This is a genomic window from Bradyrhizobium genosp. P (assembly GCF_049949265.1).
GTDB lineage: Bacteria > Pseudomonadota > Alphaproteobacteria > Rhizobiales > Xanthobacteraceae > Bradyrhizobium.
Genome location: NZ_CP188195.1, coordinates 1,676,572 through 1,697,519, shown reverse-complemented (window position 1 = coordinate 1,697,519; position 20,948 = coordinate 1,676,572). Strand labels below are relative to the sequence as shown.

The 20,948-nt window shown below is 60.7% G+C and carries 17 protein-coding genes; 7 read left to right on the top strand and 10 right to left on the bottom strand.

Annotation, left to right across the window (positions count from 1 at the left end; genetic code table 11):
- Positions 1-2: 2 nt before the first annotated feature.
- The 4 genes from ACP2YO_RS08215 to ACP2YO_RS08200 all read left to right on the top strand — a co-directional run bounded on the left by ACP2YO_RS08215 (position 3) and on the right by ACP2YO_RS08200 (position 4,382).
- Entirely contained in the window at positions 3-785 is a 783-nt protein-coding gene (locus ACP2YO_RS08215; RefSeq protein ID WP_426440425.1) for a metallophosphoesterase, read from the top strand.
- A gap of 120 nt (positions 786-905) precedes the next feature.
- Positions 906-2,978 carry an AAA family ATPase gene (locus tag ACP2YO_RS08210; RefSeq protein WP_426440424.1) on the top strand — a complete coding sequence of 691 codons (2,073 nt, stop codon included), beginning with the start codon at positions 906-908 and terminating at the stop codon, positions 2,976-2,978.
- Positions 2,975-3,898: a 3'-5' exonuclease gene (locus tag ACP2YO_RS08205; protein WP_426440423.1), complete on the top strand. Its 924-nt coding sequence runs from the start codon at positions 2,975-2,977 to the stop codon at positions 3,896-3,898. The genes ACP2YO_RS08210 and ACP2YO_RS08205 overlap by 4 nt, the downstream gene beginning before the upstream one ends.
- A 199-nt stretch (positions 3,899-4,097) precedes the next feature.
- On the top strand, positions 4,098-4,382 hold the full coding sequence (locus ACP2YO_RS08200) for a DUF6538 domain-containing protein (protein ID WP_426440422.1): 285 nt from the start codon (positions 4,098-4,100) through the stop codon (positions 4,380-4,382).
- A gap of 66 nt (positions 4,383-4,448) precedes the next feature.
- Here the strand turns inward: ACP2YO_RS08200 and ACP2YO_RS08195 are convergent, their stop codons facing one another.
- Complete coding sequence (locus ACP2YO_RS08195; RefSeq protein ID WP_426440421.1) at positions 4,449-5,807, bottom strand: MFS transporter; 1,359 nt, start codon at positions 5,805-5,807, stop codon at positions 4,449-4,451.
- A gap of 339 nt (positions 5,808-6,146) precedes the next feature.
- On the opposite strand from ACP2YO_RS08195, the gene ACP2YO_RS08190 reads away from it, so the two are divergent.
- Positions 6,147-7,028 (top strand): class II aldolase/adducin family protein, encoded by an 882-nt coding sequence (locus tag ACP2YO_RS08190; protein WP_426440420.1) that lies wholly within the window; start codon positions 6,147-6,149, stop codon positions 7,026-7,028.
- 81 nt (positions 7,029-7,109) lie between these two features.
- On the opposite strand, the gene ACP2YO_RS08185 is transcribed toward ACP2YO_RS08190, so the two are convergent.
- A complete protein-coding gene (locus tag ACP2YO_RS08185) occupies positions 7,110-8,726 on the bottom strand; it encodes an FAD-dependent monooxygenase (protein WP_426440419.1) in 1,617 nt (538 codons plus the stop codon).
- A 394-nt stretch (positions 8,727-9,120) separates the two neighbouring features.
- Positions 9,121-10,254, bottom strand: coding sequence for a transporter (locus ACP2YO_RS08180; RefSeq protein ID WP_426440418.1), 1,134 nt, complete (start codon positions 10,252-10,254; stop codon positions 9,121-9,123).
- Between the two features lie 182 nt (positions 10,255-10,436).
- Between ACP2YO_RS08180 and ACP2YO_RS08175 the strand changes: the two genes are divergently transcribed.
- The gene (locus ACP2YO_RS08175; RefSeq protein WP_426440417.1) at positions 10,437-11,300 is read left to right on the top strand and encodes a helix-turn-helix domain-containing protein; all 864 of its coding nucleotides are present in this window, start codon (positions 10,437-10,439) and stop codon (positions 11,298-11,300) included.
- A 26-nt stretch (positions 11,301-11,326) separates the two neighbouring features.
- On the opposite strand, the gene ACP2YO_RS08170 is transcribed toward ACP2YO_RS08175, so the two are convergent.
- Positions 11,327-12,076 carry a helix-turn-helix domain-containing protein gene (locus ACP2YO_RS08170; protein WP_426440416.1) on the bottom strand — a complete coding sequence of 250 codons (750 nt, stop codon included), beginning with the start codon at positions 12,074-12,076 and terminating at the stop codon, positions 11,327-11,329.
- Between the two features lie 484 nt (positions 12,077-12,560).
- Here ACP2YO_RS08170 and ACP2YO_RS08165 point away from each other — a divergent pair, with 484 nt between their 5' ends.
- The gene (locus tag ACP2YO_RS08165) at positions 12,561-13,532 is read left to right on the top strand and encodes an amidohydrolase family protein (RefSeq protein WP_426440415.1); all 972 of its coding nucleotides are present in this window, start codon (positions 12,561-12,563) and stop codon (positions 13,530-13,532) included.
- Positions 13,533-13,640: 108 nt separating this feature from the next.
- Here ACP2YO_RS08165 and ACP2YO_RS08160 read toward each other — a convergent pair whose 3' ends face one another.
- The 6 genes from ACP2YO_RS08160 to ACP2YO_RS08135 form a co-directional block, all read right to left on the bottom strand.
- Positions 13,641-14,321, bottom strand: a complete 681-nt coding sequence (locus ACP2YO_RS08160; protein ID WP_426440414.1) for a TetR/AcrR family transcriptional regulator — start codon at positions 14,319-14,321, stop codon at positions 13,641-13,643.
- A gap of 125 nt (positions 14,322-14,446) precedes the next feature.
- Entirely contained in the window at positions 14,447-15,328 is an 882-nt protein-coding gene (locus tag ACP2YO_RS08155) for a dioxygenase (RefSeq protein ID WP_426440413.1), read from the bottom strand.
- A 13-nt stretch (positions 15,329-15,341) separates the two neighbouring features.
- Positions 15,342-16,424: a maleylacetate reductase gene (locus ACP2YO_RS08150; RefSeq protein WP_426440412.1), complete on the bottom strand. Its 1,083-nt coding sequence runs from the start codon at positions 16,422-16,424 to the stop codon at positions 15,342-15,344.
- The gene (locus ACP2YO_RS08145) at positions 16,421-18,103 is read right to left on the bottom strand and encodes an AMP-binding protein (RefSeq protein ID WP_426440411.1); all 1,683 of its coding nucleotides are present in this window, start codon (positions 18,101-18,103) and stop codon (positions 16,421-16,423) included. Before ACP2YO_RS08145 ends, ACP2YO_RS08150 begins: the two co-directional genes overlap by 4 nt.
- Before the next feature lie 67 nt (positions 18,104-18,170).
- The gene (locus tag ACP2YO_RS08140; protein ID WP_426440410.1) at positions 18,171-18,956 is read right to left on the bottom strand and encodes an enoyl-CoA hydratase/isomerase family protein; all 786 of its coding nucleotides are present in this window, start codon (positions 18,954-18,956) and stop codon (positions 18,171-18,173) included.
- 27 nt (positions 18,957-18,983) lie between these two features.
- On the bottom strand, positions 18,984-20,729 hold the full coding sequence (locus ACP2YO_RS08135; protein ID WP_426440409.1) for a CocE/NonD family hydrolase: 1,746 nt from the start codon (positions 20,727-20,729) through the stop codon (positions 18,984-18,986).
- Between the last annotated feature and the right edge of the window lie 219 nt (positions 20,730-20,948).

The window sequence follows — 20,948 nt, the reverse complement described above, 5'->3', positions numbered from 1 at the left end:
GCATGAAACTCCAGATCATGGGCGACCTTCACGTCGACTACCCCGGCAGCCGCGGCGTCCCGCCGCTCGTTCCGGGCGTCGACCTGGTCGTCGTCGCCGGCGACACGTGCCAGGGTCTCGTCTCCGCGATCGAGACGCTGCGCCGTGCCTATCCGTCTCCGACGGAGATCGTCATGGTCGCCGGAAATCATGAGCTCTGGTCGCGGAAGCTCGACTTCAAAGAGCACTTCGAAGCGGGCCATGCCGCCGCCGAACTGCACGGCGTACGCCTTCTGGAGAATTCGGTCGCGACCATTAGGGGCATCAGAATCCTGGGGTGCACGCTCTGGACCGACTACGAACTGTTCGGTCACGCCCTGCGAGAGGCGGCGATGCGGACGGCCGCCGAGAACATGCTCGACCACCGGCGCATCAAGTGGTCCCGGGAGCCGTGGGCGAGATTTCGGCCCGCCGAGGCGCGCATCATGCACCATCGGTCGCGCTTGTTCCTCGAGGAAGAGATGCAGAGACCCCATCATGGTCCGTCCGTGTGGGTCTCGCATCATGCCATGACCATGGACGCGGTGGCACCTGCTCACCAGCGCAGCATCCTGACCGCCGCCTACGCCTCCGAGATGCTGCCCATGATCGATCGTTTCCAGCCGGATCTGGTCGTCACAGGTCATACCCATCATTGCATCGACCTCAAACGGGGCCGGACGCGGATGATCAGCAACCCGGCGGGTTACCCGGGCGAAAACGGCGCCTTCAAACCGAACCTCGTCGTCGAGCTTACCGATGTCTAGAACTAGCACCAACAACGGCTCCGCCGTCGCGAACGCCGCGCCGCAGCGTCGTTCAATTTCCCAGTGTTCGGAATCCCCCGGACGCGGCCCGACTGTCGTTCGGTCGGTGGAGCGTGCACGATGACCGACCCTCATGACTCCGGGGCAAAGACCGATGGAACTCTCACCGGCTTCGGTCACCTCGCCACCCGACATGCCCGGCGTGCGGAAGACCAGCAACTGCTCGACAACGTGGACCGCCGGGCGGAAGACGACGACCAGCAGGACGGGACGTCCTCGTTGGCCGCTGACAAGACCGCGAAGCACGACCCGCGAGGCGCGCTCGTCGCCCTCGCCGTCTCGGCAGCCATCACGCCGGAGATCGAGGAGACCCTGAAGGGAAAGTCGCCGCAGGCCGTAGTGGTTTCCGTTCCGACCAGCGACTGGGTCGAACCCGTGAAGGATTTCTTCGAGGACCGAGCGTTCGGAAGGAAGTGGAGCTGCGTCGCGCGGGACGGCTCCGATCGTACGCGTCACAAGCCGACCTTCGGCAACGCGGTGGTGGCATCCGACCTCGCAGCAGGACACTCCGTCGTCGGCATCGCCGTCGGGCCCGAGAGGTTGCTGCCGGCGACGTTGATCGCCGCGGCGGATCTGCGGATCACAGTGGCCTTCGACCAAGGCGTGCTCGTCCGAACCATCGGCGCGGTGTATGGCGGGGCTCCTCCCGACCTCGGGGAAGCCGATCTGATCGGATTGGGCTTCGACGATATCGTGGCCGCGATGCGTCCGCATTCGGATGCGCACGGCGCTGTGTCGCGGATCGCCGCCGCCGCGAAAGTCCGTGCCGGCGACAACGGCTCCGACGACGTCCCCGACCTGACGACGGCGACGGAATACGGCTTGGCCCGCGAATGGGGTCTCGCGCTCGCGCGGGACCTGCGAGAGTACAAGGCGGGCAATCTGTCGTGGAGCGCGATCGATCGCGGCGCGGTATTCCACTCCGGCCCCGGCATGGGCAAAAGTGTTCTCGCGAGAAGCCTTGCGCGCGCATGCGGGGTCCCGCTCATCGTCGGCAGCATGGGAGAGCTCTTCGCGACGAGTTCGGGCTACTTGGACGGCATCATCAAGAGCATGCGCGAGCTGTTCGCCCGCGCCGCGGCGGCGGCCCCCTGCATCCTGTTCCTGGACGAAATCGACGGACTCCCGTCGCGCGAATCCTTGGACTCGAGAAACAGAGACTGGTGGATGCCGGTGATCGAGGACTTCATGCTGCAGCTCGACGACGCCACCAGCGGAAAGCGGGAGGGCGTCGTGGTCATCGGCGCCACCAACCGGATCGGCGCCGTGGATCCGGCGATCCTCAGACCCGGAAGGCTGGAGCGCGCCATCGAGATCGTGGCACCCGGGCCCGACGGCATCCTGAACATTCTCCGCTTCCACGTACGCGGTAGCCTGTCGGACGACGAGCTTCGCGAGATCGTCGGACTCTTCGAAGGATCCACGCCGGCGGAGATCATGGAGACGGTGCGGCGGGCACGGCGGAAGGCGCGGCACGACCGTCGGGATCTCTCGATCGCGGACCTGAGGAACGCGGCGCTTCCCGAACTCGAATTGCCGGCGGACGCGTTGCGAAGAATCGCGTTTCACGAAGCGGGGCACGTGGTGTCGGCCGAGTTCTTCGGTCGGCGGCGGGTCAGGTCGGTCCGGATCGGCGGCCGCGACGGCGTAGGCGGCTTGACCACCATGAACGAGCAGTCGGACGATCTGCAGACGCGGACCTGGATCGAACAGCGCGTGGTAGAAGTGCTTTCGGGTCGCGCCGCCGAAATCGTGCTGTTGGGCGAGGCCTCGGTCGGAGCCGGCGGAAACGAGCGATCGGATCTCGCGACCGCGACGCGCATGCTCGCCGCGGCGACCCTATCCTGCGGCTTGGCGGGCGACGATCTGATCTATCTCGCCAGCGCCGAGGACGCGCTGGCGGAATTGCGCCTCGATCCGGCGGCGCGCCGGCGGGTCAACGACGACCTAAAGCGTCTCCAGGCGCGCGCGATCGAAATCGTCCGCGAGCGCCGCACGCAGGTGGCGGACATCGCCGACACGCTGCTCCGCCGGCGCTTCCTGACGGCCACCGACATCGAGGCGATCCTGGCGACGGGAAGCTCACCGTCCCCAGGCGATCCGATCGGCGACCCGCCGAGGAGAGGGTCATGAACGCGTTCGACTCGCGGGGCGGGTTCATCGAAGAGCTCGAGGGCTATGCGTCGGCGCTCGAAGCGAGTGGCGAATACCGAATCCTTCGGCGATTGCGGTTGAGGAAGGCGGCTTCTCCGCCGGACGCGGCGTCGACGAGGCGGGCGGTCTTCGTCGACACGGAGACCACCGGTCTGGACCCGGAGTCGGACGAAGTCCTCGAGCTGGCGATGCTCGCCTTCGACTATCGCATTGACGGCACCTTCGCGTCTCCGGCGGGATCGTTCGACCGGCTGAGGGATCCGGGCCGCCCGATCCCCGCGGAAGTGTCGGCCTTGACCGGCATCACGGACGAGATGGTATGCGGAAAGCACATAGACCCGGTCGAAGTCGCCGCGTTCGTCGAAGGAGCGGCGCTCGTGATCGCGCACAACTCGGCCTTCGACCGCCGCTTCTGCGAACGGCTGTTTCCCGTGTTCGCGCAAAAGCCTTGGGCCTGTTCCCTTCATGAAGTGGATTGGAAGGCCGAAGGATTCGAGAGTTCGCGCCTCTCGCAGCTGGCGAACGGCGACGGATTCTTCTTCGACGGCCACAGAGCGCTCAACGATTGCGAAGCCGCGCTCGAACTGCTTTCGAGGCCGCTGCCGCGCAGCGGCAGGACGGTGCTGAGCGCACTGCTCGAATCCGCGCGACGTCCGCGGTGGCGGATCCGCGCGCTAGGCGCGCCGTATGCTCTGCGCGACGTTCTCAAGCGAAGAGGTTACAGATGGGAGCCCGGCGTCGCTACGACGCGCGGCGCCTGGTGGAGCGAAGTCGCCGAGGAAGCGTTCGAGACCGAATGCGATTTCCTGCGGACCGAGATCTACCGTCGGAACGACGCCGTCATCGACGCACGATTGCTCACCGCCTTCGAACGATACTCGGATAGGTCGGAGTTTTGAAGCAAATGGCACAACGATCCGCGGAGGGAGGGATTCCCACTACCCCCGTTGAACTAACCCGCTGATGTTTCAAATCTTATCGGCGAAATAAGGGCTTCCTGCACGTCTCGGGGCTACACCGTGGGAAGCATCCGAATGCCAGAGCCAGTCCGCAAGAAAAACAAGGACGGATCCAACAAATCAGACGTCTGGTGGCTCGGTGCCGGAGCGCTATCGGGACGTCGTCGGCAGAGGCGAGGTCCGGCGCTCGCTGGATACGACCGAGTTCAAGACGGCCATCGTCCGCTGCCATAAGCTCAGCCTGGAGCTGGAAGGACTGAGGCGATCGCCTGCAGGCGGCTCGAGCCGCCCGCAGAACGACGACCGCGTCGGCCCGGACGATGGCCGACCGGGACCTCAGCGAGCTACAGCGGCTCGTCCACGAGCAGGAGCGCGAGGCCCAGATCCGCAAGCGAGAATCCACCTCGACACCAGCCGTTACTAGCCAGCTCAGACCATTAGCGGCCACCCAGCGTTCGGCAATTCGTCCGGCGACGCGCAATCAGACTGTTCATGCGGTCTTACCGCGCACGACGCTCGCGAGCGCAACAATCGTCAGACAGGATAACGCGGCAGGGATCGCCGCAGCCAAGAACAATGCTTGAGTCGACCAATTCAGGGCTATGAGCTGGGCCGCAACGACGGGCCCGACGATGGCTCCGGCCCGTCCGACACCCAGGCTCCAGCCGACGCCTGTCGCACGAATCTCCGTTGGGTAAAGAGTAGAGGCAAGGGCATTAAGCGCAGGCTGGGCGCCGACAACGCAGACCCCCGCCATGAAGATGACCGCATATAGGACAGAAATTGGTAACGCCGACTGCCCAATACCCGCCACCGCGAACCCAGCGATAAAGAATAAAGGGACAAGCACGCGATAGAAGCCAAATCGGTCAATCATCGGCCCCATGAAGAGTGCTCCGATTAAACCACCAAGCTGGAGGTTCGAGCCCATCAGTACCGCCGTCGACTGGCCAAATCCCATCCGGGTCGAGAGCAGTGGCAACCAATTCGCGAGGAAGAAGAGATTGAGGAGATTGGCGAAACTGACAACCCAAAGCAGCAGAGTCATCGGGCTTCGCCCCTCCCTGAAGAGTTTTGCGAGCGAACCTCGTCCACGGAACTCTTCGGGGTGAGCCAGATGCGAATCGTGATCTAAATCGACTTCCGGCGCGATGCGATGCAGCAACCGGCGTACCTCGTTCGAATTTGTGTCGCGCAACGATAGGAACTGAAGCGACTCCGGCAGATGCCAGTACATCACCGAGGCAATTCCTAAAGGTAATATCCCTCCGATGACGAAGACGGACTGCCACCCGCCCCGCGGAATCATCACCGCGGAAATCAAGCCGCCGGCAATGGCGCCCCCGGTGAACCCGCATGATATCCACATCAACAGCGACGCGCGTCGACGCCGCGGGCTGTATTCCGTCGCGAGCGCAACGGCATTACCCATCACCCCGCCGATCCCGAGACCGGTTAGGAAGCGCAAAACGGCCAGTTGTGGTAAGGAATAAACGTGCGCGGTCGCAAGCATGCACAAACTGAAGAGCCCCGTTGCTCCAACGAGTACCGGCCGTCGGCCGATGCGATCGGCGAGGATACTCAGCAGCATTGAGCCGACGAGCATGCCAAGCAATCCCGCACCGAAGATAGGGCCGAGAGCGGATGGATCGATCTGCCAGTCCTGGGTCAGGGCGGGTGCGACAAAGCCTATGGCCTGGACGTCGAAACCATCCATTACCACCACGCCACCGATCAGAACCATGATCCATTTCTGGAACGGACTAAGCGGATGCGCGTCGATCAATGCCGCGACGTCCAAGGGCAATCGATTGGCGGCCTTAAGGGGACGAGTTGAAGCGACGTCCATGGGATCCTCTCCGTTCGGAGCCGGCAAGCTTATAGTCTAAGAGGCGCGCTGCGCTTCAGATAGCCGCGATCGAGCATACTCGGTCGCGAAATCCCCGGATTTTGAACGGTAGTTAGACCCGCTTGCCAAGTCTATCTTGACCCTGATGCGCGCGTTTGGGATCGATCCAATTTGCCCAAGCCAAATAACAGACCGCGACGGACGAATGACGATTTCAGCGTGATAAAGCGGGCCGCTGCAGTGCGACACATTCAAATCGCGCCGATCCCTGTCAATCCTTTGCGCAAGTTGTTGTCAAAACTGCCGTGCGGTCAGCACGGGCCGGCGAAGGTGAGAACAATGGATATCATTGATTCAGAGAGTGTCCGAGAGACAGACGGCCACGTCCTGGCAATCGATGCACCCCGTCGGCAATATCGCCCGTATGACATATCGAACCGTCGTCAAATCCTGTGGGGCGCGTTCGCTCTCGGCGTTTATGGGCTTTCGCGGCGGTCTCTCGCGGAGGATACGACCGCTACAACCATCGCGGATTTGGTGGCTTCCAATCATATCCTATTTTCCCACGGCGTACTGGATAACTACGGCCACGTTAGCGCGCGCTCGCCGGTGCGCGCAGATTGCTTCCTTCTTTCCCGATCGCTTGCACCGAACTCTGTGACGACGAAAGATATCCTCGAATTCGATTTGGATGGAAGGGTCGTCGACGATGCAGGCCGCAGGCTTTACCTCGAGCGTTTCATCCACTCGGCGATCTATCGAACCAGGCCCGATGTGATGGCTATCGTGCATAGTCATTCCGCGAGCTCGATTGCGTTCAGTATCTCGAGCATTCCGTTACGGGCCGTCACTCACTTCGGTGCTTTCATTGGCGACCATGTGCCGGTCTTTGAGGCAGATTCCGATGGGACGAACCCGACACTTCTGATCGCAAATGAGGCGATTGGAATGCAACTCGCCGCAACGCTCGGCCAAAATCAGATGATCCTCATTCGCGGTCACGGTGACGTTATCGTCGGACCGAGCGTTGGCATCGTCACCACGCGGGCTTTGAACGCTGCAAAAAACGGCGAGGTCCTACTCGACAGCTATCGGCTGGGACGGGAAATCAAGTCGCTAACTACAGATGAGGATCGAGCTCTCATGAAAATGGAAGCCGTTGACCTAGAACAACGTGAATGGACTGCACTTAAACTTAAAGAGGCTGCCACACGTCAATAATCAGAATGCGTTTCATTAAGACGAGCCGTGCAGGCGCCTGTATCGCTTTATCTGATTGGCGGTCCGCCGGACCGGCGCGGTTCAATCGCCGTGGCCCGTAGCGACCGCGGCCAGCTCCGCGGGATTCTCCGGCGGCTGGTTGCCGCGCCAGACGATATGCATGTCGGGTCGCAACAGCAACAGGTCGCGATCATAGACCGCGCGCGCCGTCGCGTCAGCGATGTCGAGTACGGAAAAGCTCACGCCTCGCTTACGAAACGACGATTCGAGGGCATCGGTCTTGTGCGAACCGTCAAGCCGCAACAAAGTGTACCCCGCCGTCGGAATTCGATCCTGGATCGGTGTGCCGTCGGCGAGCCATGTATGGGGTAAGCGTGCGCCCGGCCAGGTGGTCGGGCGATAATCACGGAAGGGATGCTCTGGACCGCCCGGAATATTGTCGATGATCGGTGAATCGACATAGCGATAACCGAGTTCAGCGCCGATCATTTCGTTGACCTTGCGCTGTTCGACGTCGGCGACCGCCGCGAGGTTGTCGCGAACCGCTTTTCCTTCTACGGAGTCGTCGCGTATAGTCGGACGCCATTGCGAACGCCATTTACGATAGCCGAGCGTAGCGTAACGGGATGCGCCGATGTTGCGTTCGCCGACCTGGCGTCGCTCGATCTCATAGGATTCGAGCAATTTAGGACCGCCCCACCCTTCGAGAGTCGCCGCCAATTTCCACGAAAGATCGAACGCATCGCCCACGCCGGTATTCATGCCCAGACCACCCGCGGGAATGACTAGGTGAACCGCATCGCCGGCCAGAAAGACGCGGCCGGCGCGGTAACGATCTGCCAACAGAAGGTTCTGACGCCATTCACCGCAATAGAGCATCTCATAGCGAACCGGAATACCGACCGTCTGCTCGAATTGCCGCTTCATTTCTTCGTCCGACTCGACAGCCGCATGGAGTGTCCAATGCCGCCTGGAGTCTTGCATGATCAGAAAGGTCGCCCATTCGTCCGCAACAAGGTAGTGCCGACCGCGGCCAGGCCCTTCACCCAGAGGGAGACGATCGTGTAGCTCGTCACAACGATAGAGCGCTTGACGAAACTTCGCCAGATTGGCTTCACCTTTGAGTCGTACGCCGAGTTGTTTCCTCACTCGACTGCCGCCGCCATCGCAACCGACCAGATAGACGGCCCGTATCTGCTCGGTTCCGCCGTCTGAGCGACGCACGGTCGCGATGACGCCGGCCTCGTCCTCGGCGAATTCCAAAAGTTCGGTGCCGTATCGAACGTCGACCGTTGGAAGCTTCTCGGCAAGGCGCTTGAGCACCGGCTCCAACGTGTATTGCGAGATCAGCTGGTAAGGCTCGAGCGGCATCGAACCGTCATTGATTTCGCGTATCCGCTCCTGGGCCTCGTTGACCGAAGGATACCTGAGATGCAGCAGCGGCGGCTGCGTCATGCTCAGGATGATATAGACATCCATAGCGGAGTCGGCCGTCAGCCCGGCCGCGCGCAGTTCGTCGGCTACGCCGATGCGGCGGAACATCTCCATGGTGCGCGCGTTGCAGCGCTCCATCTTTGGCAGGAATTGCGGCTCAGACTTTTGCTCGATAAGCGTGCAGTGCACCCCTCGACGGCCGAGATCAACGGCCAAGGTCAGACCGACGGGACCACCACCGACAACAACGACTTGAGTATCCATGCACGTACTATCCACGCCTGGCGGATCGAGGGCCGACCCGAAGTTCGAAATGACCGACGCTCGGGGAAGTCCCGCTGACCGTTATGCGGTGAAATTCCGGGTTTCTGCGTCGGTCGAGAATATTAGATCCGAAGCGGATCGACTTCTTGATGCCGATACGCATGTTTGGCACCCGAGCCAAACCACCTTGCCGTTGCGATCAGAGCCGGTGATCACCAACGGCTCAAATCGGTGCCTTGTCGGTCGGCCCGCTCAATAGGAAAGAGCCCCGCTGGCGCATGCCAGCAGGGATTTCAGTTGGGGAGAGCTACCTTAGGGCAGAGCATTGCCGAAAGGAACGGAGGCGTGCCGATCTTGACCCATTGACTACGGAGACCGGGTGAAGGCAACGAGATCAGTTCTTGGTATAGAGTTGCTTCTTCGGTGCCGGGGGCTCGTCGGGCGCCCATAACCTGAACGATGTCTTTATCCAAACCGTCGAGCCTGAGTTGGAGCCGACGGTGTCCTTTGAATAGAACGCATTCGTATAAATGAACTTCATATCGACCGGACCAAAGTTGTAGCCGACCAGAAGACCCGCTCCGATCTCGACGTCTTTGCCGCAGGTCGGCAGTTTTGCGGCCGTCAATTGCGCGCAAGTCCATGCAGCACGGGTGGCCGGGTTTACGCCACCTGGCGTGTCGTCAGTCGTCTGAACCTTGACGAAGCCGACGGGTCCGATTTCCCATTTATCGAACTTTTTGGTCGCGGTCCAATCGAGGAACAGATAGTCGCCCGTGGTATAGCCGTTGCCGGGGTTGGCGGGGCCTGTCAGCAGCGCCGATACGGGCGGAGCCGTCGCGGGATTCAATGCGATGATTTGATAGAGACCAGTGTTGCCACGCGAGGCGGTGTTGATATCGTAGCTGAAATTTGCTGACAGATTCCAACCTTCCCCCAAGTAACTCACAGCCCAATGGGGGCGAATCGTCCAATAGTCGGGAACTGTCGAGCCAGCGTAATCCGTCCCCACCGGAGCGACGAAGCCCAGCCCCGCATTGAGGAAGAGGGGCATGTTGCCGACCTTCCACGAGAAGTTGATGGGATTGATATACAGATTGCGGACTTCCAATTCGAGAGAGTTGCCGTAAATCGGCGATGCTCCGGGGCCCCCACCGGGAGGATAAGGCGTGTTGGTTTCCGAAACAGTATCGCCGACAATATTTACAGTCGGAAAGTATACGCCACCTAGAAACGTCAATCCGCTGCCCCAAGTCACGGTCGCAGAATCAACAGCGCCTGAATACCGCGACTTGCATCCCACGCCGCAATTGGCGTTGCCATTTCCCGCCAGCTCGGGGGCGTAGAAGAAGGTATTGTTGAAGTAGACGCCGGGAGGTGGCGCGGCTGCAATTGGCGCTCCCATGGTTGCGCCAAAAAGCAGATTCCCAAGATTTCCGGGCTCGGTCGCGAAGCTGCTACCGCCAGTTGCCGTTAGCACCAAGGTCCCAATCAAACTACCAAGCGTCGCGCCCTTTAGACGAGTCATTCATGCCCCCACTTGCGCCGTCTGAATTTTACTTTGCCGGAGCATGGCTCAGCGCGATCAGCAAAGATTGATCAGAAACCGCGCGAATTGGATGCGATTGAGCTGGAGGCGGAGAAGGTATTTACGCAACCGCAACGTTAGGGCTAAGATTTGCACGCACATCCGAGCCGGCACTGAAAATCATGATCCAGAAAGAACACGGGGTTCGCGTTTCTGCCCAAAATCGCTGGGAATGGCCTGGTATAGCGTGCGCAATTTTCGATCTGCGATGGGAGACGGAGCCGGGTTGGATCTCATTTTCGTTCGACGCTCCATTGCTGTGCGCCGTGATGAGCGAGATTGGGGGACGTTGTCAGACGCGATTAGAACCCGATAGACCGGTAGAGGGTGACTATTTTGGAACAGGGCACTTAAGCTTCGCCACTCCTTCGCAGTCGTTCGTAATTTATGCCTCGGAAATGAGGCACGCACGCATCGCGTGCTATCAAATTAACCTTGAAACGTCCGATTGCCTTACATCGCATGAGACGATGATAATTGACGGCATGAAAAGCCGGTACATGTTCAGAGACGATCCTCTGTATCAATGTGCTCGCCTCCTGAGCGAGCACGACGCAGAGAACGATCGGGACCTGTACGCTCTCTCTCTGACGCGCGCGTTGCAGGCGAGTTTGCTCGACCTAGCCAGCCGTCCGACTGAACCGCAGAGATGCACAAAGCTTACAGGCCAGCGCCTGACCCTCGTGATCGATCATATCAACGATCATCTCGACGAAAGCATTACCGTCGAGGAACTGTCGCGCCTCGCAAACTTGTCTGCTGCACAGGTCGGTCAGAGCTTCCGCGAAGCAACCGGTCTTTCACTTCAGCGCTGGCAGATGGACGCCCGCATCAGAAGCGCACAGCGACTCATGCTGGACGACCCTACCGAATCCCTGGCAGCGATAGCATCCCTCGTTGGCTTTTCCGATGCGAGTCACTTCTCGCGGGCATTTCTTGAAATTGTAAGCACGACGCCGAGCGCCTGGCTTCGCCAGTACACCTGAAGATCCGACCGATCAGGCCGCCGTGATCAACCCATTCTACTCCGCCGCCACGCGTTTGGAGAAGTCCCATGCGCGGCAGTAAAGGCGCGCGTGAAGTGACTCTGCTCGGAAAAGCCGGCCTCTAGCGCGATATCGACCAAGCTCTTCTCTCGATTCGCGAGCAGACGCTTCGCATATTCGATTCGAGTGAAAAGGTGCCAGTTGTGTGGAGTCATTCCGGTCGAGACCTTGAAGGCCCGACCGAACTGAGACGCGGAAAGCCCCGCTAGAGATGCCAACTCAGACAAGCGAATGCATCTGGAAAGATTTTCGTTCATGAGGTCGGTGACCTGCGCCAACTGCCGTTTGGTGAGACCCAGCCGCCGCGAGCTCACCGGCTGACCCGTCGCGCTCAGATGCGAGAGCCGGGCGATAATAGCCGCGACGACGCTGTCACCAAATAGATGAAAGCCGGGCGTGTCGTCTCGGCTCGAAGCGAGAAGTCGTGCCAAAACCTGAAGTTTTTCGTCGAAGAACGTTAAGCGTGGCTCGGCAAGCCTGGCAACTTGGAATTCCCCGCCCATTACATCGACGACGCGATCGACATCGAGCATTAGCCGGACTGCATCGACCCGGGCGATCTGGTCGGAATAACACCATATCGGGAGGCCGGCGGGGATCAGGCTGGTATGGCCGTTTCGTCGGTGCCGCCGTTCATTTGACCGATTGGTGTTGCTTTGCAGCGAAGGTCGGGCCTCGCACAGGCCACCCGTTTCGTTCACCACGATCGCAAGCATAGGATGATGGTTGCTGAGCTGGTGCCAAGCACGACCCGGCAAGGCGTCCTGTTGGATGCAATGCACCTCTATGCCGCATAGGGTGTGACTCCGTACCCGAGCGGCTCCCAAATTGTGCGGACGGCTACTGCCGTAATCCACCGATGCGATCCTCTCCTCCGGGCGAGGCGGTCGAGCAAAGCGACGCTTCACATCACCCACGTTCCGCCCAAGTCCGTTGATCGGACGTATATTTATGAAGCTTTCACAATACCGACATCAAACGACCTGGTCAATCTCATGGCAGGAAGAGCCGCTTTAGGCGCCAGCCTCGGGATTGGCATCCGAGTCCAAACGCGCCGATCGCGATCAAGCCCGGTTCCCCCACGCGCGACTATACTGATCCAGCTCTCCACTACGGGAGCCGATCACGCGCGTCGGGCTGCGGCGACGCGAACGCTTTTTGCCACACTGCAGCGTCCTCTCTTCTTTGCGGAGTCACAAGTTGAAGAACAAGATTGCTTTGGAAGAGCACTTCGCCATCGACCTGACGATCGATCAGTCCAAGATCTACTCGCTGCCCGCGGTTTGGGAGAGGCTGAAGGCCAACCTTCTCGACATTGAACAGCAACGGCTCGAAAGAATGGAACAGGGAGGCACCGCCTTTTCAATCCTCTCGCTCAATTCGCCTGGCATTCAGGGTATCCCAAAGGTAAAGGAGGCCATTGACGTAGCTCGCCGTTCCAACGACGCCCTTGCCGAGCATGTTGCGCGCCACCCGACAAAGTTGGGCGGGTTCGCGGCGTTGCCGATGCAGGATCCTGAGGCGGCGGCGCGCGAGCTTGAGCGCTGCATCAAGACAATGGGCTTCCACGGCTTCATGGTGAACGGCTTCTCGCAAGTCGGGGACGCAGAGACCGTCGCCTACTACGATGCGGCGCAATTCTCTGACTTTTGGAGTGCAGCGAACGCGCTCGGCAAACCGTTTTACATGCACCCCCGGGATCCGCTGCCTTCCCGCGAGCCGATCTACGACGGCTTTCCCTGGCTAACCGCGGCCACCTGGGCCTTTACGATGGAGACAAGCACTCACGCATTGCGGCTGATGTCGTCTGGGCTGTTCGATCAAAATCCAAATCTGCAGATGATCCTGGGCCATCTCGGCGAATGCATTCCGTTTAATATTTGGCGTATTGATAACATCGTCGCAAAAGCGCCTAGGGGAATTCCGTGCAAACGCAAGCTCGGGGAGTACTTCCAGGAGAACGTGTATGTAACAACGAGCGGCAATTTCCGTACGCCATCGTTGCTTTCGACCATGCTTGAGGTCGGCAGCGACCGTATCTTGTACGCCGTCGATTACCCGTTCGAGAGTTTTGAAGACGGCTCCCGCTGGTTCGACAATTGTGAGATCAGCGAACTCGATCGAAAGAAGATCGGCCGCGACAACGCGCGCACGCTGTTCGGGCTACCCTGAACACCGCAAGCGAGGCCCCAGTCGGCGATCGCTCGCGGCGAGCAGTGCTGCAAAATGGTCGACGCGGTGCGCGACGATAATGAGGCCGACGGAGGTTGGAGCGACGGGTCAACGATTCCGCGTCTTTCCAGGCAGCTTCGACTCCCTGCCGAAGACCATCTTGTCGACCAGCCGCCAATACGCCTCCACCACCTTTGGATCTCCTGAGGACAGGCCGCTGGTCATCCGCATTTCGGGACCAAATTCGGAAAGCGTGGCGGTAAGGCTGACCATCATATAGTGGAAAAGGATAGGATCGACGGCCGGAAGGAAGCCCTGCTTCTGAGCTTCGAGTATCTGAGGCATCAGTCGCCCCAGTAGCGGCGCCAAGATTGCTTCCGCCACCCATTTGAGCCGCGGATTGTTCGTCAAGGTCTCCTGGCGCATGAACCGATGGAATTCGGGAAACGCGACCGTATACCGGAAAAGGGTCGTGTATTCCCGACGCAGCCGCGCCAACGGCGACAAATCGGCGCCCTCCGGCGCCGAGACATCCCACTCGTCGCGAATCTGCGCAAAGGCATGCTCCGCCGCCGCCCGCCAGAGAATCTCCTTGCTGCGATAGTGATAGGTGATCAGCGGATGTTGCAGATCGAGCCGGTCGGCGATCGCGCGAATGCTCGCCCCTTCGAATCCGCGTTCGGCAAATTCCTCAATAGCAGCATTGAGGATCGAGACCCGCGTCTCGATCGAGCGCTGTTGTTCGGCTCTCTTACGCGGGGGCTTTCGCCGAGCAGCTTGCTTCGCCATTTGGTTTTCGATTAACACGGTTCTCGACGGAGCGCCAATCCAAGCGTTTGAGGTGTCGTTCATCGGAAACAACGGCTGCGGCGCTGCCGACTGGCGCAAAGCTATTCGCGTTGACTTCGGAGATCCTAGACTTGTGCTCGAGGCGACTCTCGCTGATCGGCAAGACCGAAGTCATATTCGACCGTGTTCATGCCGTCTATCGGTCTGGGGCGGATGACAAGAGACGGTTTGACCCCGAATACCGCATCGCTTGCCAAGTATCTATCCCCGTCCAAGAACAGGTGCGTGACAAGGGTGCGATATCCCGGCGCGCTGATCATGAAATGAATATGTGCTGGCCGAAACGGATGGCGGCCCATTGCCGCGAGTAATTGGCCGGCGGGACCGTCGTTCGGTATCGGATAACTTACGGGCATGATGGTTCGGAAAAAGAAGGTGCCCGCGCCGTCGGTACGAAAGCTGCCCCGCAGATGCCCGCCCGGTTGATCCTTGTCCTGAACATCGTAGAGTTGATTGGGCGCGGTCTGCCAGACCTCGACAAGCGCATTTTCGATCGGCCGCCCCCGGGAATCCGCAACGCGGCCTCGCATCTCCAGTGGATCACTTTCCTCTTCGCGCAGAAGAATGCTCTCGCCTGCAGCGAGTTCCCGCTGCTGGCCCGCATAGAACGGGCCTAGAACCGTCGACTCGCTGAGTCCCGGTCCACCAACATGATCGATGGCATCGACCAGCATCGAAATCCCCAAAATATCCGATAACAGGATGAACTCCTGTCGGCTTTCCGAACACATCTTGCCGGCACGCGTGAGGAACTCGATCGCCCGCCACCATTCGTCTTGCGTGATGTTCGCCTCCCGCACGATCTCGTGGATGTGGCTTACAACCAACGACAGGATCTCGCGCAACCTAGGGTTAGCGGAGTCCCTCATGCGATCGATCACGTCGCGCGTCAGTTCAGGGAAAATCGCTGCGCCCGAACCATCATTGGCCGCGACGGTTGATTTCATTCTCGCTCTCCCTTCACAAGGGCCGGTGTCCGTTATAGGCGTCTTCCAGGAGTTTCCTGATCGCGTTCCGCTCGACGGGGCGCGGATTCCAATAAGGTGATTTGACCGCTGCCTCGGTGGCTCCGTCGAGATCGGAATAAGACATGCCAATCTCGCGAAGCGACCTCGGACCTCCGTTGGTCACGGCAAGATCGAACAGAGCCTGCGCGGCATGATCTGCACCGAGCGCGCGAGCCACGCGATCAATCGCAGTCGATGCACCGGCCGCGTTGTAGGCTACCGCATGCGGCAGGATCACGGTGTGCGTTTCGGCGTGCGGAAGACTGAAAGTGCCGCCCAGCACGTGACATAACTTGTGATGGAGCGACATGCCTACCGCTCCGAGACAGGACCCACAGACCCAGGCTCCGAACAGAGCATCCGCGCGAGCGCTGCGGTCTGCCGGATTTGAAACAATCCGGGGTAGCGCGCGTCCAAGGGCTGCGATGCCCTGCTCTGCAAGGCTAGACATTATGGGGTTCGCATCCTTTGCGTATAGCGCCTCCACCGCGTGCGCGATGGCGTTTATCCCTGAAACCAGCGATATCGCCGGCGGCAGGCCGTATGTAAGCTCCACGTCGTATACGATGACCTCGGGGAGAACCTGCATCGAGCGGATGGTCGACTTTTGCCCGTCTCGCGTCTCGCCAAGCACCGGCGTGGCCTCGGAGCCGGCGTAGGTGGTCGGAAGCACGATTTGCGGGAGGTCGGTTCGCAGCGCCAGTGCCTTGGCGAGACCTATCGTCGAGCCGCCGCCGAGAGCCACGATACAGTCGGCATCGCACGCAGCGAGCTTTTCCATTACGCGCTCGGTGACGTCTGCCGGCGTGTGCATGACCGCATCCGTCGAAAGCTGGACGCCGAATTCACCGAGGGCGAGCATCAGACGCGCCGCGGCCGCTGTTGCGTGATGCGGATCGGTGAGAACGAAGGCCCGCTTGCGACCCATCGAGACCAGCTCATCGGCGACCTTTGCGATGGTGCCGAATCCAAAAAGGACGCGGGCCGGCAATGCCGTATATTGAAAAGCCTCCATAGCGTTTTCGCTGAGGCTCATGCGCCGACTTTCATTGCGCGGGCGAACTCCTCGATCATCGCCTCACGCATCGCAAACTTCTGGACCTTGCCGGTCACAGTGGACGGGAAGCTCTCCACGAACCGGATGTAGCGAGGGACCTTGTAGTGCGAGATGCGGTCCTGACAGAACTTACGGACGCTCTCCTCGTCGAGGGTGGTACCGGACTTCGAAACGATCCAGGCACAGAGATCTTCGCCATACTTCGCGTCCGGCACTCCGAAAACCTGGACGTCCTGAATATCGGGGTGTTGATATAGATACTCTTCGACTTCACGGGGATAGATGTTTTCACCGCCGCGGATGACCATATCCTTGATCCTTCCGACGATGCGGCAATATCCGTCGTCGTCGACGGCCGCCAGGTCACCCGTATGCATCCAACCGGTTGAATCGACAGCCTCCCTTGTGCGCGCTTCGTCATTCCAATAGCCGAGCATCACAGAGTATCCCCTCGTACACAGCTCACCGGCCTCACCCCGCGGCACGACTCGACCGTGACGGTCGACAATCTTGACCTCGAGGTGCGGCTGTATCCGTCCGACCGTCGACACGCGCAGTTCGAGCGGATCGTCCCGGCTGCTCTGAAAGCTCACGGGACTGGTTTCGGTCATCCCGTAAGCGATGGTGATTTCGCTCATGTGCATGGTGGAGGCGACGTCCTTCATGACCTCGATCGGACATGGGGCCCCCGCCATGATCCCACGCCGAAGCGAGCTCAAGTCGAAGCGCGAGAATTCGGGGTGATTCAGCTGAGCGATGAACATCGTGGGCACCCCGTAGAGCACGTCGCAACGTTCTGCCTCGACGGCCTCCAGGGTCTTCAACGGATCGAAGGACTCGGATGGATAGACCATCGTCGCCGCATGGGTGACGCAACCGAGATTGCCCATCACCATGCCAAAGCAGTGATAAAGCGGCACCGGGATGCAGACGCGAGAACCAGATTCGATCCCGGTGGCTTCACCGACGAAGAAGGCATTGTTGATGAGGTTGCGATGCGAAAGCGTCGCCCCCTTCGGCAATCCGGTGGTGCCGCTGGTGAACTGGATGTTGACGGCGTCATCGATTCGGACCGTCGCCGCGACGGCGTCCAGACGACTGCTGCCAACCTGCCTGCCTCTCTCCAGCACCCCCTCGAATGCCAGGCAGCCATCGTGCTTTCCTGCAATCGAGATCACGTGCCGCAAGTCGGGAAGGCGCGCGATCTTCAGCTCGTCGCTTCCGTTCCCCAGTTCGGGAGCGAGTTCGCGGATCATCGCGATATAGTCGCTGGTCTTGAAACGCACGGCGGTGATCAGCGTGCGGCATCCCACGGCGCGCAGGGCATGCTCCAGCTCAGCTGAACGATAGGCCGGATTGATGTTGACCAGGATTAGGCCTGCCTTCGCCGTGGCGAACTGCGCAATTGTCCATTCCGCACAGTTCGGTGCCCAGATGCCGACGCGATCGCCCGGCTCGAGGCCGAGGGACAAAAGCCCCGCGGCAAACGCGTCGCTGCGTGCCTTGAGTTCCGAGTAGGTCCAGCGAATCTCCTGGTGCACAACCACCAGCGCTTCGCGGGCCCCGTCAGCCGCGCTCACGTCGTCCAGAAGGGCGCCGATGGTCTTGCCGATCAAGGGCGGGCTGCTGTTGCCAGACACATAGCTTTCACGCTGCACGACAATCTCCCGATCAGCTTGGTTCCTGGATCTCCGGCCAGGACGCACTTCATCACACGGCCGACGTCTACTTCCCTTCGAACACCAGCGTTGGCGGCTCGATATCCTTGTCGAAGGCCGCTGCCGTGCTCGCGAAGCCGCGCTGCGCATCGGCCCCCTCATATAGCTCCATCGCGACGTCAAGCATCACAAGGTCCGCGGCGGCGACCCCGCCGCTCGACCAGGCCTTGAGCAGCGTGCGGGTCGCCGCATACGATCGGGTCGGTCCGGTCGCAAGCTGGCGGACCAACGCATCCGCGGTCGCTGAAAGCTCGGTCTCGGGCACCACGTGCGTCGCAATTCCGAGCACGCCGGCCTCGTGTCCGGAAATCGGTTCACCAAGCATGGCGAATCGCGACGCGCGCGCCCGGCCGGCGCGCTCGGCGATCCGCTGCAGGGCTCCTGCAATCGGCAGCATCGCTGTCGTGACTTCGACGCACCGAAGCATCGCATTGTCCGCCGCGACGAGAAAATCGCACGCCAGGGCCAGCTCGAAACCGCCCCCGAAGGCGATCCCCTGCACCACGGCGACCGTTGGAACCTTGAGCATTTCGATGGCGCGGTAAGCGACGTTCACGTCCGCGACGAACGTCCGGAACCAGTTCACATCCTTTCCCGGCCATTCGCGCACCTCGCCGCCGAAACTGAAATGCGGCCCCTCCGAGCGAATGACGAGCACACGAATGTCGCTCACGCTGGCCTGATGCACCGCCGCTCGCAAGGCTTCCGCGAAGCGGAGGTCGAGCCGGTTGAAGGGCGGATTGGCCAGCACGATATTTCCGACGGCGCCGTCTCGTTCAAATCGAATGCTCATCGTAGCGTTTCCTCTTTTATCCCGACGTCAGTGCGAATGCTGAGCGATGGGTTCGGGTATGATCGGCAGCAGCAGATGCGACGGCCGCTCGGCGTCCCGATAGATCCTGTGGGTCACGGTCCTGCTGCTGCAAACGTGGTACGGGATGTACTCGACATTGGTCATCGCCCCGGTGCCGGTCGGAACGTCCATGGAGGTGATATCGAGGCAGATCCGGTGCCCCGCCTTGAATTGGTTCGCGGTCGCAAGGATCTGCACTTGGTACTCGACCACCTCTCCCGGTTTGACGGGTGCAATTGTGTCATGGGTCAGCTTGTGGAACGGCTGCCAGGGCTTCGAGCGCGTCTCGTCGAGTGCCCGATACGAGGCCTTGAGCCAGCCGCGCGTCAGTTCGCGCTCAGGCAACGTCGACGGAACATCGCGCTCGCCCTCGCGCGCGGTCCGGACCGAAACGTCCGGTCCGACGTCCTTGAGCGCGACGATCCAGTTGGTGTCCTCTTGATCGATCGCCGCATATAGCGTCAGCGTGATCGGACCGGCGACGGTGACGTCGTGCGGCAAGGGCTCGGTCATGTAGCGCAGCCGCTCGACCTTCGTCGTCCGCGTCACCGGCATCTGCGTGAAGACATCGGGCTCGCGCGCCGAAGCGCCAACCTCCGATGCCGGTCGCGGCGGTGCCGTCGACAACGTCTCCCAGTGGGAGAGATAGTATTTGGTCCACTGCGTCTCCGGCAGCGGCCAATTGGTTCCGGTCCGCCATTCGTTGGCACCCATCAGCCAGTAGCGGACAGGCGGTTCGCCCATGATGCCGGTGTCGTGCCCCTTCAGCCAGTGGTCGTACCAGCGGATGATCTCGTCATGGTATTGATGGAACGGACGCTCGAGGTGCGCTGGCCCGGTGAAGAGCAGCTTTTTCGGCGCATCGACGTTCTGAAAGTAATGCTGCGCGCCAAGCCAATGGAGCTTGTAGGTGTACGCATAGGCACCGGAGCCCGTGTAGAACGGTATCTTGATTTTCTTGAAGGTCTCTTCGGCGCGTTCGACCGTGCCGTCCTGCTCCCAGGGGTGGGTCATCGTGAGATACATGATGAAAGTGCGCTGCCCCTTCTGCGTCAGGATGTTGTAGAGGTTGATGTACTGCTTGAAGTCCGGATTGCTCATGGCACGGCGCCAGAGCGCCTCCTCTGCGGGCGGAAGCTCGCCGGGCCGGTCACGGGACTCGTGAACGGTGCTGAAGACATCGAGCAGATAGGGAAAGCTGTGCAGCACCCCGCCGGGATTGAAGTCGCGGAATCCGAACATGCCGCCATAGGCGCTGCAGGCGTCATAGGGAAAGATGGCTTTGAGCGCAGGATGTCCCTGCGCCGCGGCGCGCCATTGTTCGCCGGCATAACCGGAGATGCCGACCATTCCGACCTTGCCGTTTGACCACGGCTGCTGCGTGATCCATTCGATCAGGTCGTAGTGGTCCGTGTCCTCGTGGCCGTAGTGGCCTTCCGACTTGGCGGAGCCCCTCGGCTGCGCGATCACATGGACATAGTCGTTGGCGATGAAGCGCCGCGTGTCGCCCGCCTCGATCGGACCGAACCAGAGCGGCGCGTGCGCCGGTTGCGGCGGCAATATATCCGCGATGTCGGGCCCCTGGATGTCCTTGTTGTGCAGCGCAGCCGCATACAGCACGGGGTATCTGGCGGGCGTGTCCGGGCGGTAGACGTCGACCGCCAGCCGGGTGCCGTCTCTCATGGCGACGCTGATGTCGCGTTCCTCGATCATCGTTTCATCCCCGGTTTTTCGCGACGCTTTCGGTCGACGTTTGACGATGTCGGGAAGGTGAGAAGCAAGCCTCTCGCCCGACGGAACGGACTATGTCATTTTACTTTACAATCGTAAAGTATAATTTGAGAGACAGAACGTCCTGCTGGCAGGACAATCGGCACTGGCAGAACCTGATCGATGCACGGCCTCGTGCGGCGCGAGACGCTGCCCGGCGCT